A 994-nucleotide genomic window follows, 5' to 3' on the forward strand; every position below is an offset into this window, starting at 1 on the left:
CAGGGACATCTGCTGGATATCGGCAAACGATTTCTGTGATGCCTGGAGCCCGACTTTACTCAGCATGTAATCCGAGATTGCCGAGTTGTAATCCAGATCGACCAGATCGGATCGCGTCTGCTCGTAAGCAATCTCGCGGTTACCGCCGACATCGTCCAGGGCGTCAAGCTCATTCATGCGTGCGCCGACAGAGGCCCGGGTGGTCAGCACGTTATCCAGCGAGGCATCCAACTTGCGGCTCGCGGTAGACAGGGTGTTGTCCAGCGCGGCCTGATCGGCATCGGTCTCGACGGGCTGACGCAGGGCATTGATGGTATCGCCGAGGGTCTTGAACAGGCTGGCCTGCTCTTGGCTCATATCAGCACCCGGCGTGACGCTCAACGAATCGCCGTCTGCCGGCTCACCTTCCATCGTAAGTGCCAGGCCACCGAATTCGATGGTCTCGCCATCAGTGTACTCAGCCGTTGTCACTTCATCAGTGTTGGCGTTGGTAACGGTATATTCGAGGTCACCGTCATTCTCAGCGAACGAGACCTCATAAGAATCACCGTAGCCTTCGGCATCGGCATCACGGACATCAGGCCCCGAGAACGTCATACTCCCCGTATTCCCCTCGCCGGCTTCGGCGATATACTCGCTACCCGACGAGAATTTCGTGAACACATCGGCGCCCGTGTCGCTGGTGGCCATCGACCGCTCGGCATCGATTTTCTGATGCTTGACGTTATCGTCACCCTTGTAACTAACGGTATCGACACTGCCGTCGTGACTGGTGCGCGAGAAAGCCTTGGCGTTGTCCTCGTAACCGCTGAACAGATAGGTACCGTTGCCATCAGTGGTATTGGCCTGCCCCACCAGGGTTTCGAACGTGCCCTCGAGGTCAGACGCCAGCGACTCACGGTCGGCATCGCTCAAGGTACCGTTACCGGCTTGCACGACCATGGACTTGGCCGAGCCGATGGCATCGCTGACGCTGTCGAGGACGCTTTCTTCC

At 58.2% G+C, this 994-nt stretch carries 1 protein-coding gene; it reads right to left on the bottom strand.

The features are described 5' to 3' along the window. On the bottom strand, positions 1-994 hold a 994-nt coding region (gene flgL / locus OP495_RS18220), incomplete at both ends, for a flagellar hook-associated protein FlgL (RefSeq protein WP_280571183.1).

Origin of the sequence: Chromohalobacter sp. 296-RDG, assembly GCF_029889885.1 — a bacterium.
Taxonomy (GTDB): domain Bacteria; phylum Pseudomonadota; class Gammaproteobacteria; order Pseudomonadales; family Halomonadaceae; genus Chromohalobacter.